The organism is Actinomadura harenae, assembly GCF_003696215.1.
Taxonomy (GTDB): domain Bacteria; phylum Actinomycetota; class Actinomycetes; order Streptosporangiales; family Streptosporangiaceae; genus Spirillospora; species Spirillospora harenae.
Window position 1 is genome coordinate 1 of sequence record NZ_RFFG01000027.1, and the last position, 14,775, is coordinate 14,775.

General features: G+C 72.8%; 13 protein-coding genes. 6 read left to right on the forward strand and 7 right to left on the reverse strand.

Going from position 1 to position 14,775, the window contains the following annotated elements:
- Positions 1-147: 147 nt before the first annotated feature.
- Positions 148-573 (reverse strand): hypothetical protein, encoded by a 426-nt coding sequence (locus EBO15_RS16930; protein WP_122195360.1) that lies wholly within the window; start codon positions 571-573, stop codon positions 148-150.
- Between the two features lie 186 nt (positions 574-759).
- On the opposite strand from EBO15_RS16930, the gene EBO15_RS16935 reads away from it, so the two are divergent.
- Genes EBO15_RS16935 through EBO15_RS16945 form a run of 3 tightly spaced genes read left to right on the forward strand, consistent with a single transcriptional unit; the run spans position 760 to position 3,949 of the window.
- Complete coding sequence (locus EBO15_RS16935; protein WP_122195361.1) at positions 760-1,542, forward strand: polysaccharide deacetylase family protein; 783 nt, start codon at positions 760-762, stop codon at positions 1,540-1,542.
- Positions 1,539-2,717, forward strand: a complete 1,179-nt coding sequence (locus EBO15_RS16940) for a YncE family protein (RefSeq protein WP_122195362.1) — start codon at positions 1,539-1,541, stop codon at positions 2,715-2,717. Before EBO15_RS16935 ends, EBO15_RS16940 begins: the two co-directional genes overlap by 4 nt.
- A gap of 26 nt (positions 2,718-2,743) precedes the next feature.
- Positions 2,744-3,949 (forward strand): alpha/beta hydrolase, encoded by a 1,206-nt coding sequence (locus EBO15_RS16945; protein ID WP_122195363.1) that lies wholly within the window; start codon positions 2,744-2,746, stop codon positions 3,947-3,949.
- A gap of 30 nt (positions 3,950-3,979) precedes the next feature.
- Here EBO15_RS16945 and EBO15_RS16950 read toward each other — a convergent pair whose 3' ends face one another.
- The 4 genes from EBO15_RS16950 to EBO15_RS16965 all read right to left on the reverse strand — a co-directional run bounded on the left by EBO15_RS16950 (position 3,980) and on the right by EBO15_RS16965 (position 8,985).
- Positions 3,980-5,215, reverse strand: coding sequence for a glycosyltransferase family 4 protein (locus EBO15_RS16950; protein WP_233616251.1), 1,236 nt, complete (start codon positions 5,213-5,215; stop codon positions 3,980-3,982).
- Positions 5,216-5,425: 210 nt separating this feature from the next.
- On the reverse strand, positions 5,426-6,658 hold the full coding sequence (locus tag EBO15_RS16955; protein ID WP_233616252.1) for a L,D-transpeptidase: 1,233 nt from the start codon (positions 6,656-6,658) through the stop codon (positions 5,426-5,428).
- A 187-nt stretch (positions 6,659-6,845) separates the two neighbouring features.
- Positions 6,846-8,030, reverse strand: coding sequence for a L,D-transpeptidase (locus tag EBO15_RS16960; protein ID WP_122195365.1), 1,185 nt, complete (start codon positions 8,028-8,030; stop codon positions 6,846-6,848).
- 169 nt (positions 8,031-8,199) lie between these two features.
- Positions 8,200-8,985, reverse strand: a complete 786-nt coding sequence (locus EBO15_RS16965) for a VC0807 family protein (protein ID WP_122195366.1) — start codon at positions 8,983-8,985, stop codon at positions 8,200-8,202.
- Between the two features lie 214 nt (positions 8,986-9,199).
- Between EBO15_RS16965 and EBO15_RS16970 the strand changes: the two genes are divergently transcribed.
- Complete coding sequence (locus tag EBO15_RS16970) at positions 9,200-9,670, forward strand: SCP2 sterol-binding domain-containing protein (protein ID WP_122195367.1); 471 nt, start codon at positions 9,200-9,202, stop codon at positions 9,668-9,670.
- Here the strand turns inward: EBO15_RS16970 and EBO15_RS16975 are convergent.
- On the reverse strand, positions 9,667-10,593 hold the full coding sequence (locus tag EBO15_RS16975) for a LysR family transcriptional regulator (RefSeq protein ID WP_122195368.1): 927 nt from the start codon (positions 10,591-10,593) through the stop codon (positions 9,667-9,669). The two genes, EBO15_RS16970 and EBO15_RS16975, sit on opposite strands and share 4 nt — an antisense overlap.
- Before the next feature lie 170 nt (positions 10,594-10,763).
- Here EBO15_RS16975 and EBO15_RS16980 point away from each other — a divergent pair, with 170 nt between their 5' ends.
- Positions 10,764-12,098, forward strand: coding sequence for a pyridoxal phosphate-dependent aminotransferase (locus EBO15_RS16980; RefSeq protein ID WP_122195369.1), 1,335 nt, complete (start codon positions 10,764-10,766; stop codon positions 12,096-12,098).
- A gap of 227 nt (positions 12,099-12,325) precedes the next feature.
- Positions 12,326-12,898: a hypothetical protein gene (locus tag EBO15_RS16985; protein WP_122195428.1), complete on the forward strand. Its 573-nt coding sequence runs from the start codon at positions 12,326-12,328 to the stop codon at positions 12,896-12,898.
- 58 nt (positions 12,899-12,956) lie between these two features.
- Here EBO15_RS16985 and EBO15_RS16990 read toward each other — a convergent pair whose 3' ends face one another.
- Complete coding sequence (locus tag EBO15_RS16990) at positions 12,957-14,567, reverse strand: Na+/H+ antiporter (RefSeq protein WP_122195370.1); 1,611 nt, start codon at positions 14,565-14,567, stop codon at positions 12,957-12,959.
- Positions 14,568-14,775 lie beyond the last annotated feature (208 nt).

Below are 14,775 nucleotides of genomic sequence, written 5' to 3' on the forward strand. Positions count from 1 at the left end.
GCCCACCGGCGGCGCGGCCTGCTCCGCGACGTCGTGGACGCCGCGGCCGTCGGCCCGCCCCTCCCGCCCGAGATCGCCTGACAGTGGGAACGAAGGAGCGGCGCGACCCCGGCAGGTCGCGCCGCTCCCGTCCGGGACGGACCCGGATCACTCCGCCGAATGCAGGGTGACGCCGCTCCGCGTGCAGGACGTGCCCTTCGGGGCCGCGGTGTGACGGCAGGTCCAGCCGCTGAACGCCGCCGTGCCCGTGGCCGTCTTCTTCTGCGCGTAGAGGTTGAACACCTTCAGCGCGTGGCCGCAGCTGATGCGGCCCGCCTTCACGCTGACCGCGCCGCACTTGCTTCCGGGGCCGACCATCGGGCCGTCCGGTGTCTTCCCGCCCGGCTTGGTGGCCGGGCCGCCGGTCGGCGCCCCGGTCGGCTCCGTGCCGCCGGCCGGCGTGGCGGGCGCGGCGGTGGTCGAGGGCGGATCGCTGGGCGACGCGTTCGCGTCCGCCTTCTTCCCGCCGCCCCCGCAGCCGGTGAGGAGCAGCGCCGTGGCCACCGCTCCGATGACGATTCCTGACTTGCGCATGAGGTTCCCCTGCCTCCCGATTCCCCCGGGATCGCGATCAGTCGAGCGCACGCAGGGTCCGCAGTAGAGCAGGGCGCGGGTTAGTGAGGGGTTAAGCATGGTGAGCGGCGTCGAAAGGCGACTCGGACACGCACCGAAATCGGATATTAACCGAGCGCTGATGTATCGGCCCTTACGCTGGCGGTCGTGACGCTGGAACGACGGAGCATCCTGAGCGTGGCCGCCGGGGCGCTGGCCACGGGTTTCACCACCGCGTGCGCGCGCGGACACCGGCCGGACGCCGCCCGTCCGTCCACCGCCGAAGGATCGACCGCCACGGGGTCACCGGACGCCACGCCGACGCCGCCGCCGACGGGCACGGTGCATCTCGCCGGAGAGGTGACCCACGGGCCCCGGCGCGTCCCGCAGGTGGCGCTGACCTTCCACGGCGCGGGCGATCCCGCCCTCACCCGCCGTCTGCTCGCGGCGTTCGCCGGCGGCGGCGCGACGGTCACGGTCCTCGCGGTCGGGACGTGGCTGGACCAGCGGCCCGAGATGGCCCGCGCGATCCTCGCGGGCGGGCACGAGCTCGGCAACCACACCCTCAGCCACGGCGACATCACCGCGATGAGCCCCGAGCGCGCCTACGCCGAGATCTCCGGATGCGCGGACCGGCTGCGCAGGCTCACCGGATCGCCGGGACGCTGGTTCCGGCCGTCCCAGGCGCGGCACGCGTCGGGCATGGTCCGCGCGCAGGCCGCGCGCGCCGGCTACCACTCGTGCCTCTCCTATGACCTGGACTCGCTCGACAGCACCGACCCCGGCGCGGACGCCGTGGCCGGAACCGTCCTCGGGAAGGTCCGCAACGGCTCGATCGTGAGCATGCACCTCGGCCACGCCGGGACGGTCCGGGCGATGCCCGCCATCCTGGACGGCCTGAGACGCCGGGGCCTGAGACCCGTCACCGTCTCGACCCTCCTGGCTTCATGAGCCGGGTGCTTCGCGCGGCGGGGGCGTCCCCGGTGATCCGGGTCTCGGTCGCGGCGTTAGTTCTGGCCGCGCTCGCGGGGTGCTCGGGTGATCAGCCCAGGGCGCGGGCCGGACGGGGTGTCGCGGCGCCGCCGATGGCGCTTCCGCCGGCACCGAGGTCGCCGGCTCCCGGCGAGGCCGGGACCGACGTGTACGCGCACGACCGGCCCGGCATGCTCAGTCCCGTCGTGAAGGACATGCCCGCGCGCGTGTACGTCCCCGACAGCAAGAGCGACGACGTGATCGTCCTGGACCAGAGGACCTTCAAGCGGGTCGGCCGGTTCAAGGTCGGGCGCCTGCCGCAGCACGTCGTACCGTCCTGGGACCTGAGGACGCTCTGGGTCAACGACAACGACTCCAACGACCTCGTCCCGATCGACCCGCGCACCGGGAAGCACGGGAAACCGGTCTCCGTGGACGATCCGTACAACCTCTACTTCACCCCGGACGGCCGGTACGCGATCGTCATGGCCGAGCGGCACGAGCGCGTCGACTTCCGGGACGCGCACACGATGAGGCCCGTGAGCTCGGTGGACGTGCCCTGCCGGGGGCCCAACCACGCCGACTTCTCGGCGGCGGGCGACTTCTTCCTCGTCGCGTGCGAGTTCTCCGGGGAGGTCGTGAAGATCGACACCGCCGGGCGGCGGCTGGCGGGGTCGATCGATCTCTCCCGTCATGCGATGCCGCAGGACGTGAAACTGTCACCGGACGGTCGTACGTTCTATATAGCGGACATGGCGTCGAACGGTGTCTGGACGGTCGATGCGCGCACTTTCCGGAAGACCGGGTTCATCCCGACGGGTAAGGGCGCGCACGGCCTCTACGTCAGCCGGGACTCGCGGATCCTGTACGTGTCGAACCGAGGGGAGGGGACGATCTCTCTGGTGTCGTTCGTCACGGGCCGGGTCGCGCGCACCTGGCGGCTGCCCGGTGGAGGCTCCCCCGACATGGGCGGCGTTTCGGCGGACGGAAGGGTGCTCTGGCTGTCGGGACGGTACGACGGAGTGGTCTACGCGATCTCGACCGTCGACGGAAGGCTTGTCCGAAAGATCAGGGTCGGTGAGGGTCCGCACGGTTTGTGCGTCTATCCTCAGCCGGGCCGTTACTCCCTGGGGCACACGGGGGTACTGCGCTAGTCGAAGACGGGGATCGGGGAATCGGCATGATCGGGCCGCAGAACGTACTGGTGTTCCTGCTGTTGTTGCTGGGGTTCGTCGCAGCCACATGGTGGCAGTACCGGGCCGGGCACCTCGCGCTGCGTATGGTCGCGGCGTTCTGCGCCTTCCTCACCGCCGCGATGTTCGGGATCGCCGCGGTCAACCGCTACTACGGCTACTACCAGGGCTGGACGGACATCTACCGCGACATGGCCGACGACTCCAGCGGCGACGGGCGGGGCGTCCCCGAGATCAAGGCGTTCAGCGCCGGGTTCCCCAACGCGCACGGGCAGAGCGTGGCGGGCGGGCGGCTGGTGAACGTCCGGATGACCGGGCGGACGACCGGCCTCGTCCGGCAGGTGCTGGTCTACCTGCCGCCGCAGTACTTCGACCCGGCCTACGGCTCCTACAAGTTCCCGGCCGTGGAGCTGCTGCACGGCTCCCCCGGCACCCCGACCGACTGGACCCGGCACATCCCGGCGCCGCAGACGCTCGCGCAGTCCGTCCGGCAGCACCTGGCCGACCCGGCCGTGCTGGTCATGCCGGACATCAGCGGCGGGCGGCGGCTGTCCGGGCAGTGCCTGGACGCCAAGGACGGCCCGCGCGACGAGACGTTCCTCACCCGCGACGTCCCCGACTACGTGGCCGCGACGCTGCGGGTCCGCCCGCCGGGCGACGGCTGGGGCCTGGCGGGCTACTCCGAGGGCGGCTACTGCGCGGCGAACCTGGCCCTCCGGCACACCCGCACCTACGGCGTCGCGGCGGTGCTGAGCGGCTACTTCCAGCCGCTGTCGACGAACCGGACGCCGTCCGGGCGGCGCGACCCGTTCGCCGGCGACCAGCGCGACCGCGACCAGAACACCCCGATGCAGGTCCTGCAGCGCATGGCGGGCAACGCCCATCTGCCGCTGTTCTGGCTGGCCTCGGGGTCGCAGGCGGCGGCCGACACCTCCGCGGCCCGCGGGTTCGCCTCCCTGCTGCGCGCCCACCGGCAGGTCGCGCCGCTGACCGTGCTGAAGGGCAGCGGCCACGACTTCCGGACGTGGCGCAACGCGCTGCGCCCGATGTTCCAGTGGATGACCCAGCACCTCACGGGCGGGGCGGGCACCGGGCCCGCCCCCTCCCCGACCCGCCAGCCGCGGGCCGAGGGCGGACACCTTCCCGGCGCGTCCCCGGCGTCCCGCCACCCGCGCCGCCTCCCGGGCCGCTGACCCGCGGTTCCCCGGGGGTCCCGCGGGGTCTCAGAGCTCCTTGAGGAGCTTGGTCCAGAGGGGGCCGATGCGGTCCAGGTGGTAGGGCTCGGTGGCGGCGGGGGCCGCGTCGCCGAGGCGGTCGCGCAGGTCGCGGTCGGACATGACGCGGTCGAGGGCCGCGGTGAGGGCGGGAAGGTCGCGGGGCGGGACGAGCAGGCCGTTCTCCCCGTCCCGGATCAGCTCGGCGGGGCCGGTCGGGCAGTCGAACGACACGACGGCCAGGCCCTTGCTCATCGCCTCCAGCAGCACCATCGGCAGGCCCTCGTACCGGGACGACAGCGCGTACACCGAGGCGCCCTCCAGGGCCCGCCCGATCTCGGTGCGCGGTTTGAGCAGGATCCTGTCGCCGACGCCGAGCTCGGCGATCTGCTTGCGCAGGCGGTCCTCGCGGACGCCGCTGCCGTGGATGTGCAGCCGCCAGTCGGGATACTTCTCCACGAGCGGCAGGTACGCCTCGATGAGCATGTCGAAGCCCTTGGCACGGACGAACCGCCCGGCGGCCAGCACGACGCGCGCCTCCCGCGGGGACGGCCCGCCGGTCAGCTCGGGCAGGGCGTTCGGGATCACGACGATCCGCACGGGCCTGCCCGCCAGGGCGTCGGCGAACCCGGCCCGGGAGGTCTCGGTGAGCGTGGCGAGGACGGTCAGCCGCCCGTACCGGCGGCGCATCTCCGCGCGCAGCGCGGGCCGGTATCCGGGCAGGTGGCGGTGGTCCTGCCCGATCGTGACCACGCCCTTGGGGGCCAGCTCGGCCAGGAGCATGACCAGCGACGGGCGGGTGCCGACGAGCACGTCGGCGGGACGCCCGAGGATCGTTCCGACGAGCCGCAGGTCCGTCCAGAGGCTGACCTGCCGGAACGTGGCCTCCTCGAGCGGGGTCAGGATGCTCGGCAGGCGGCGCAGCAGGCGCTGGACGCGTCCGGGGGCGGGGCCGTGCGGCGGTGGGCGGCGGTCGTCGGCGAAGGTGACGCGGACGCCGTCCGGGATCTGGAAGAACGGTTCGTCCCGGGTGCGCAGGACGCTGACGATCTCGACGTCGTGGTCCTGGGCGAGGTGCCCGCACATGGTCAGGACGGTGCGGATCGTCCCGCCCGTGCCGTAGGCGTGCTGGAGCAGGACCCGGACGACGGGACGCTCGCCGTGGGCGGGCCCGGGCCGTCCGCGCGCGAGCAGCCGGAGCAGGACGAAGGCCATCCTCCGGACGAACGGGTGCGCGGCGCGCACCAACCGTTTCAGGCGGACCTTCCAGCTCCTGCGGCGCCGCGCGGCCCCGCCCCCGGCGGGTGCCTCCGCAACCTGACCAGCCACCATCCGAACCCCCAGTTCAGGGCAAACTCGGTACTCCGGGGCCCATCCTGCTCGACCGGACGGTGGATCCGAAGGGATTTCCCCGATACAGGCGGCTCATACCCGCGGAGGCGGCCGTTCTCCCACTCAGCCGGCGGTGTTGATCTCCTGGCCGAGGGCGCTGCCGCGCAGCCACTTGACCCACGGCATCTGGTAGTAGCCCCAGCCGTTGTTCCAGGGCAGGTCGCGGTCGGTGCCGGTGATGACGACCGGGTCGCCGAGGTAGGAGAAGCTGAAGTACCACTCGGCCTTGCCCGGCGGGGAGTTCACGCAGCCGTGGCTGACGTTCTCGCGGCCCTGCGCCCAGGTGGTGGCGGCCATCGAGTGGATGTACTCGCCGCTGTCGGAGATGCGGACGGCGAAGGGGATGATGTCCTTGTAGCCGCCGTTGGCCTTGTCCTCCGGCTTCACGCCCATCCACTCGGACGTCATGATCGCCGGGTTCTCCTTGCCCATGGTCAGGTGGACGCCGCTGGTGGTCTGGTAGACGTCCACCCCGTTGCGGATCCGCCCGCCTCGGCCGGCGGAGATGCCCCAGCCGTTGACCTTGACGCCGTTCTTCTTCACCACGAGCCGGTGCGTCTTGGTGTTCACGGTGACCATGTGCGCGTCACCGATCTTGAACGTGTGGCCGACGTCGGAGACGCCGTAGGTGCGCTTGCCGGACTTCACGCCGGACAGCTTGGCGGTGAAGGTGACCTTCTGGTTGGGCTGCCAGTACGTGCCGTTCTTGGTGCGGAAGATGACGTGCTGGTCGTCGGTCCACTTCCAGGCGCCGACGGACGGCTTCTCCGACCGCACCTGGAGGGCCTTCTCGACGGCCTTGCGGTCGCCCACGTCCCGGTTGAACGTCACCATGATCGGCATGCCGATGCCGACCTTGCCCGAGCTCGGGGTGACGTCGGTGATCGCCAGCTCGTTCCCGGCCTTGACCGTGCCGAACGCGCTGCTGGCCGACGCCGTCTTGCCCTTGGGGCTCCGCGCGGACGCCTGGACCTGGTACTGGGACCCGGGACGCAGCGTCCGGGACTGCCAGGTCGTCTTGTCCGCCGACATCTCGCCCTCGACGGGCTTGCCCTTGCGCGTGACGACGACCTGGTCCAGGGTGCCGCCCGCGACCTTCACCGTGACGCCGACGTCCGGGGCCGCGCGGCCCTCGCCGTTGCCCGGAGTGATCGTCAGCTGCGGCGACCCGGCCTCGGCCTTGCCGTCGACGTTCGCGCCCTCGTGCTTCTCGCCGCCGCCGCACGCCGTCAGCGCCAGCGCCATCGCGGTCAGCCCCGCGCCCGTCCGCACCCCCGCGGTGAGCGTCCGCCCCACGTCAACCTCCCGAGACCCCGCCGTGTGGCCGAGACATTAGCGACAATTGTCGCCTGTTTGGGGTCTGATCGGGGCATTCCAGCAGTCCGAGATCAAAGCGTTGCGAAGCGCCCCAGGCCTGTGACCGGGGGCGCTTCGCGAATCAGGCGGCCGAGGCGGGCTCGGACGGGTTCGGAGACGGGCGGGCTCAGGAGAGCGCGCTGCCCGCCTTCCACTTGGCGAAGGACAGCTGCCAGAAGCCCCAGCCGTTGTCCCACTCGACCTGGCGGGTGCTGCCGGTCAGGTCGAGCACGTCGCCGCGCTGCGCGGTCTCGTGGTACCAGCGGGCGTTGGCCGGGCTGAGGTTCAGGCAGCCGTGGCTGGTGTTGGCCGAGCCCTGGATGCCGACGTTCCACGGCGCGGAGTGGGTGTACTCGCCGCTGTTGGAGAACCGGACGGCCCAGTCGACCTCGGTCTTGTAGTAACCCGGGTCGCCGGGCTTGCGGCCCGGGGACACCATCGTCACGTGCCCCTCGCTCCCCATCAGCAGGTGGACGCCGCTGGTGGTGGTGTACTCGCGGGTCGACCCGTTACCCGCGCTGAACGGGATGTGGCGGATCTTCTTCCCGTCCTGGTACACGGTCATCTCGTGCCTGGCGATGCTGCCCTTGGTGATCCGCTCCGCGCCGATCTCCATGGTGGCGGCGGAGTCCTTGGCGCCGTAGACGCCGTTGCCGAGGCCGACCCCGGCGAGCCTGGCGTCGACGCGCACCTTCTGGTGCGGCGCCCAGTAGGTCTTGGTGCGGTAGACGACCTGGTCGTCCCCGATCCAGCGCCAGGCGCCCTCGACGGGCTTCTCCGGGGTGACCGTCAGCGCGCGCTCGACGGCGGCCTTGGCCTCCTGGCCGGCGACGGCGCGGTTGAAGCGGACGAAGACCGGCATGCCGACGCCGACCTTCTCCCCCGTCCGGTTGGGCGTGATGTCGACGACCCGGAGCGTCTTGCTCGGCTTCAGGGTGCTGAAGCGGCTGGTGACGGCGATCGGCTTGCCGCTCCGCTCGCCCTGCGCGGTGACGGTGTAGTCGGTACCGGGGACCAGCGTCCGGGACGACCGCCAGCTCTTGCGGTCGGCCGCCAGCTCACCGGCGACGGTCGCGCCGCCGCCCTGGAGGGTGACGCCCGTCAGCGTCCCGGAGGAGGCCTTGACCTCGACGGTCCCGTCGGGCTTCACGGCGGTCGCGCCGTCCCCGGGGGTGATGGTCACGGGGCTGGACGACTCGGCGGCGAGCCGCCCCTTCGCCGTCCCCTCGCTGCCGCCCCCGCACGCCGACGCCAGGACGAGCACCGCCCCGACCCCCGCGCCCACGGCAGCATTGAAACGCCCCTTCGCCATGCAAATCCCCCCAGATCCCCCAAATGGCGTACAGAAGGAAAATCTAGCGGAGATCAGGACATGGCCCGAACGGGTTCGCAGGCCGTCCCAGGCGGGCGGGACCGTGACGTTCGCCTCGGACCGGGCTCGATCAGCTCGATCAGGCCCGTTCCGGCCCGGCCAGGCTCGTTCAGGCGGGTGCGGGCTCGGCGGCGACGCGTCCTGCGCAGCGCCGGAAGCCCCAGACCGAGACGACGACCGCGACGGCGCCGATCGCCGCGACCAGGGACGTCCGCACCCACAGGAACACCGTGATCGACTGGTGGAGCAGCATCCACAGGCTGATCGCCGCGTTCGCCAGGAACACCGACGCCCACAGCAGTGAGACCCGCGAGAAGAACCGCCGCACCCGGACGTGCCGCAGGAACGGCTCGGGCATCGGGACCATGTCGGTGGCGAGCTTCTGCGCCAGCGGGCGGCGCAGCGGCACCGACGCGAGGAAGGAGAGGCTGACCAGGAGCGTCCCGAGCGTCGGCTGGAGGAAGTACACCAGCGCGCTGTGCGTCGCGGCCGCCAGCCCGGCCCGCACCGTCACGCCGAGGGCGGCCAGCACCAGCATCCCGGTCAGCCCGTGCCCCCGGGCGCACCGCCAGGCGATCCCGCCGTACACCCAGGCCACCGCCGCGACGAGGCCGCCGTTCAACCCGAACAGCGCGAACGCCGCGTAGAACACCGCCACGGGCGCGATCACGCCCTCCACGAACCGCGGCGCGGCGTGCCGCAGGAGTTCCGCCAGGCGGGGCAGCTCGAAGCCGTGCCCGCCCGCGTTCCGCCCGTGCCCCGGGGCGGCCGGTACGGCGCCGGACGGGGCTCCCCCGGCGTGATCGGGCCGGGCGTGATCGGGCCGGGCCGTGGCGGGCGGGGGTTCCCCGGCCGTGTCCGGGCCGGCGCCCCCTTCTGCCTGGTTCTGGTGCATCGAGCCTCACGCTCCCCGCATGCCCTGCCTCAGGGGCCCCGGCCGCATCCGAGGACCCGCTCCACGGTACGTGACGTTCCGCACCGCGACAGGTGGTCGGCCGGCTCGAGCCGGCCGATACGACGGATCCGGCCGTTTCCCTTGACCGTATTGGAAGCTTCGTTAACAGTGCGGGGAGCAGGTCCCACCGGGCAGGTCTCATCGAGGAGGCGTGATGGGCGAGCGGATCCCGTCGGAAGCCGGCGACTTCAGGCAGCTGCTGGAGGCGGTGAGCACCCCGGCCGAGCTGCGGGAGCTGCTGCACGCCGACGGCGTGAACGACGCGGTGATCGCCGAGTTCGTCCAGGCCGCGGGCGTGGACGACGTGCTCGACCGGATCTTCGGCCTGATGGGCACCCGGTTCGTCCCGGGGAAGGCGGGCGGCGGGACCGGGACCGTCCAGTGGAACGTCACCACGCCCGACGGCCCGCGCGCCTACCGGCTGGAGATCGCGGACGGGCGCGCGACCGGCGGGCGCGGGGCCCCGGGGAAGGCCACGGTCACGCTCTCCATGTCGCTCCAGAGCCTGCTGCGGCTCTGCGCCGGTGAGCTGAACGGCGTCACCGGCGTGATGACCGGCAAGATCAAGGTCTCCGGCGACATGATGTTCGGCGCGAAGATGCAGGGCTGGTTCGATTACAGCTAGGCGTCGGGGAGGGTGGGCCCGGCCTGGCGGGCGGCGGAGTAGAGCGTCCGGAGGGTCACCGCGACGGCGGGACGGCGGACGCTCGCGGCGCGCGTGACGGCGTAGACCTCGCGGGCCAGCGTGCAGTCGGGGATCCGGCGGACGGCGACGCCCCGGTCCCCGGCGGCCAGGGCGAGGGCCGGGACGGCGGTGATCCCCAGGCCGCGCGCCACCAGGCTGAGGATCGTGTGCAGGCCCTCGAACTCCCACGGGACGGGCCCGGTGCCGCCGACCTCGTCCAGCAGGCGGTCCACGGCCTGCCGGGACGGCTCGCCGGGCGGGGCCGCCATCCACGGCTCGTCGCGCAGGGCGCGCAGGTCCACGGGCCGCTCGGGGTCGGACAGCGGATGGTCGGCCGGGACGACCAGCACCAGCGGGTCGCGGCGCAGCCGGAACACCTCCAGGGACGCCGGGGCCTGCTCGGGCAGGGATCCGGTCCAGTCGTCGACGAGGGCGATGTCGACCTCGCCGCCGCGCACCTGCGCGAGGCCGTTGCCCAGGCGGGTCTGCCGTAGCACGAAGGTCAGGCCCGGGTAGTCGGCGAGGCCATGGGCGAGGGCCGGGGCGAACGCCACGGCGGCGGTGGGGAACGCGGTCACCGCGATCCGGCCCATGGGCGCCTCGGCCTGCGCGGACAGCTCGGCCTCGGCGACCTCGACGAGCCCGAGGATCTCCTCGGCGCGGGCGGCGAGGCGGCGTCCGGCGTCGGTCAGCTCGGCGCTGCGCGCGGTGCGGTCGAGCAGCGGGACGCCCGCCTCGCGCTCCAGGGTGGACAGCTGCTGGGAGACCGCGGAGGCCGTGTACCCCAGGGCCTCCGCGGTCGCGGCGATGCTGCCGCGGCGGGCGAACTCGGAGAGCAGTTTCAGTCGGCGCACCTCAAGCATAAGGACATCTTACGGTGAGCATCGTTGAGAGGAGCTTGTCATGATGCTCTCGGGCGACCAACATGGAAGATGTCCCGGCCGGGTCACTCAAGAGAGTCAAGTGCTCACCGAGCGCGACCTCTCCTCAGCCGATTCCCACGACCCCTTTTGACTCCGTTCAGGAGACCTTGATGCCTGCCCTCAGTCCGTCCGCTCTCCGGCCGGTTTCGACCACGCCGCGACCCGTCGCACTGTCCGCCACGCTCGCCGTCAACGAGGCCCTGGCCCGTCGCGCCCGTGCCGGGCTGCCCGTCCTGCCGCTGGGCTTCGGCGAGGCCGGCATCCCGATCCACCCCGCGTTGATCACGTCCCTGTCCGAGGCCGCCGACCGCGGCGCATACGGCCCGGTCGCCGGGTCCGACGAACTGCGCGAGGCCGTCGCGGGCTACTGGACGCGACGCGGCCTGCCCACCACCCCGGACCGGATCGTCGCCGGCCCGGGCAGCAAGCCGCTGCTGTTCGCGCTGCTGCTCGCCCTGGGCGGCGCCGTCGCGGTGCCCGCGCCGAGCTGGGTCTCCTACGCGGCGCAGGCGGCCCTGCTGGACCACGAGGCCGTCATGATCGCCACACCGCCCGGTGAGGGCGGGGTGCCGAGCCCGGCGCTGCTCGCCGACGCCTGCGTCCGGGCCCGCGCCGCCGGACGGCCGCTGCACGCGGTCGTGGTGACGCTCCCGGACAACCCGACGGGCACCCTCGCCTCCACTGGAACGATCCAGAAGCTGTGCGAGGTCGCCCGCGACAACGACCTGGTGATCATCTCGGACGAGATCTACCGCGACCTGCTGCACGACCCGGCGCAGACCGTGCCGAGCCCGGCCCTGTGGGCGCCGGAGCGGACGGTCGTGTCGACCGCGCTGAGCAAGAACCTCGCCGCGGGCGGCTGGCGCCTCGGCGTCGTCCGGCTTCCCGAGGGCCCGTTCGGCGCGAGGCTGCGCGACTCCCTCACCGGCATCGCCAGCGAGATCTGGTCGAGCGCGCCCGCGCCCGTCCAGCACGCCGCCGCCTTCGCGTTCGGCGAGCCGCCGGAGCTGGTCGAGCGGATCGACCTGAGCCGCCGCCTGCACGCGTCGGTCGTGCGCGCCGTCGCCGACCGGTTCACCGCCGCCGGGGCGAAGGTCCCGAGGCCGCGCGGCGGCTTCTACCTCTACCCGGACCTCGCGCCGCTCGGCGACCGGCTCCGCGCCGACCACGGCGTGACCACCGGGGCCGAGCTGACCGGCCTGCTGCTGGAGCGCTACGGCGTCGGCGTCCTGCCCGGATCGGCGTTCGGCGACGCCCCGGAGGCGCTGCGGATGCGCGTCGCGCCGAGCCTGCTCTACGGCGCGGACGACGAGCAGCGGCTCGCCGCCCTGGAGTCGCGCGACCCGGCGTCCCTGCCGTGGATCGCGGCGGCGCTCGACCGCCTGTCGGAGGTGCTCTCCGATCTGACCCGCGACGCCCTCGAACCGCTCTCCGAAGTGTGCTGACAGGTTACTGACCAGATCCGGACCGCCCTCCATCGGGGGCCGCCGGCCCATCCCGCCGCCATCACGGGATGGGCCGGTTTCCGGTGGTGTAATCTGCGTCGTCGCGTGGGGCAATCGCCGACAATCACCCAAGTGCGGTTCCAAACACGGTCGTGCCGCGATTGCCCGGGGTAGAGACCAGAACCACTGCGATGTCATGGATGTGATCAATGGAGGCGGGGCACGCCATGAGGCATGCACGGGACGGCGCGGCGGCCGCGATGAACGCCGCGTCCCGAGTGCTCGTCGCCCGGGGCAAGAGCGAGCCGCAAGAGGTGGACAACCCCGACGTCGCCTGGGGGCAGCGCGCGCGGGACGGCGTGTGGGTTCCCACCAAGGACGGCCAGCGCATCCACATCGGCGTCGACCTCACGGCCGCCGACACCGTCCCGCAGGTGCTGCGGCCGACGCTGCGGGTCTTCGTCGGCGTGGACGTCGACACCGACCTCGTCGCGCAGACCACCGCGCACGGCGTCCGGCTGCTGACCGTCATCCACGGCCCGAACGCGCCGATGGAGTTCCGGTTCCCGATCTCGCTGGCCGACGGCCTGACCCTCGAGGCGATGCCGTCCGGCGGCTACGACGTGGTGCACCTGCGCTACGGCGCCACGGTGGGCCGCTTCTACAACCCGTGGGCGGGCGACTCGATGTTCCGCCAGATCAAGGCCGACTACGTCCTGGACGGCCAGGCCATCGCGATGCGGGTGCAGCACGAGGGCGCCACCTACCCGGTCATCGCCGACCCCAACTACGCGCGCTGACCGGAACCACCCGCGCTGATCCGGCCCGCCGCGACGGCGGGCCCCTCGCCGCGGCCCGCTAGCTGGTGGGACGGCGCAGGGAGATCGGCTCGGCGAAGTCGAGTTCGTTCCCGACCTGACGCACCGTCCCGGCCCCGATCTTCCCCTTGCGGTAGAGCGCGTCCAGCTTGGCGCGCTGCGCCCGGACCAGCTCGGCCCGCACCCGCATGCTGCCGGGCGGCTCCCCCCGGTCCTCGCGGTCCTCCTCGCTCTCGCCCTCGCCGGACTCGTCCTCCATCTCCTCGAGGAAGTACTCGACGCGTTCCAGGCGCAGTTCGAGCATCTGCCGGAACGCGTCGGCGGTCTTCTCGTCCACGTCCTCGGCCTCGGCCATCTCGTCCAGCCGGGCGAGCGCGGCGTTCGCGGCGGCCTTCCGGGCGATCATCGACTCGCGGCGACGCCGGTCGGTCTCCACCAGCCCGAACCGGCGCAGCAGCACCGGCAGCAGCGGCGCCTGCCCGACCAGGGTGACGAGGACCACCAGCGCGGTCAGCAGCACGTGCAGCTCACGGTCGGAGCCGACGGAGGCGGGCAGCGACAGCGCGAGCGCGAGGGAGATCGCGCCGCGCATCCCGGAGAACCCGATGACCAGGCGCTCCCGCCAGCCCAGGCCCTCCTGGCTGAGCCGCCCGCCGGGCAGCAGGTCGGCCAGTGGCCCGTTGCCGAGCTCCCACACCACCCGGACGCCGATCACGACCGCCGACACGGCCAGCCCGATCCACAGCACCTCCCACCAGGACCGTCCCCCGGGCTGGTGCAGCAGCTCGCGGATCTCCAGGCCGAGCAGGACGAACAGCGCCGACTCCAGCAGGAACGTCACGATCCGCCAGAACATCGAGCCCAGCAGGCGGGACGCGGGCTGCAGCAGGCCCTCGCCGCGGGTGCCGAGGTAGAACCCGGCGGCGACGGCGGCCAGCACCCCGGACGCGCCGAGGCTCTCCGCCGGGATGAACGCCAGGTAGGGAGTGGTGAGCGACACGATGATCTGGCTGCTGGGGTCGGAGATCCAGCGCCGCACCCGGCGCACGACGAGCCCGACGAGCAGGCCGTAGCCGATGCCGCCCAGCACCACCTGGACGAGCCGGACCAGGCCGTGCTCGACCGTGAACGGCGCGCTGACGGCCTCCACGGCGAGCCCGAACACGGTCAGCGCGACCCCGTCGTTGATCAGGCTCTCGCCCTCCAGGATCGTCACCAGCCGGGCCGGGGCGCCGACCCGCTGCATCACCGAGGTCGCGGCGACCGCGTCGGTGGGCGCGACGGCCGCGCCGAGCGCGACCGCGGCGGCCCAGCCGGTGCCGGGCAGCAGCCCGTACACGGTCCAGGCGACCGCGACCGTGGTGACCAGGGTCAGCCCGACGGCGAGGGTGAAGATCGGGAAGGCGTTGGCGCGGGTCTCGCGGGGCGCGGAGAAGAACGCCGCGTGGTACACCAGCGGCGGCAGGAAGCCGAGCAGCACCACGTGCGGCGAGACCGCGACGGACGGCAGTCCGGGCATGAACCCGGCGGCGATCCCGAGCACCACCAGCAGGATCGCGTCCGGCACCCCGATCCGGTGGGCCAGCGCGCGCGCCAGCAGCACCACGACGGCCACGACCAGCAGCACGACGAACAGGCGGTCCTCCCCCACGAGATGATCGTTCCCCGTTCGACCGGCGGACTATCCGTCATGCGGACGGGACCGATGACGAGGAAAAGGACAGGTCGTAACAGCGGGATGACCGGGATGGGGCGGATCGCCGTCCAGGCCGACTAGGGTGTGAGACCGCGTCGCGCACCCCACGGCCCGGTCCGCGCCTGCCGTGGCGACGCGACGGACCCGCCCCTCGGTCTCCGAG